At 46.9% G+C, this 386-nt stretch carries 1 protein-coding gene; it reads left to right on the plus strand.

From position 1 onward, the window contains the following. On the plus strand, positions 1–386 hold a 386-nt coding region (locus AB4375_RS21140), incomplete at both ends, for a hypothetical protein (protein WP_372052471.1).

Raw genomic sequence — 386 nt, forward strand, 5'->3', positions numbered from 1 at the left:
GTTTATGCGGTAGACAGTGATGGCGATGATTCACTGATGTCTCCGTTAAGCGTCACTATCGGCGATGATGTTCAAATCATGCAAGATGATACGTTAGATATCGTCGAGCCAAATCTTGCCGATGGCATTGTGACAACCACCACCATTGATGTGATGCCAAGTCAAAGTGCTGATGGCGCAACGGTGACGCAATTCACTTATGATGGCCAACTTCGAACGCTTGACCAAAATGATAACGGCGAGCAGCTGTTTAGCTTCACAGAAGGTGAACTATTCATCACGCTTCAAGGTGAAGTGCGCTTTGAGCCTAATCGTAATCTAGACCACACGCTGAACGAAGACATCGTGAAATCGATCGTGGTGACGTCTAGTGACTCCGATAACGA

The organism is Vibrio sp. 10N.261.51.C6, from assembly GCF_041471785.1.
In the GTDB taxonomy this organism is placed as follows: domain Bacteria; phylum Pseudomonadota; class Gammaproteobacteria; order Enterobacterales; family Vibrionaceae; genus Vibrio; species Vibrio crassostreae_C.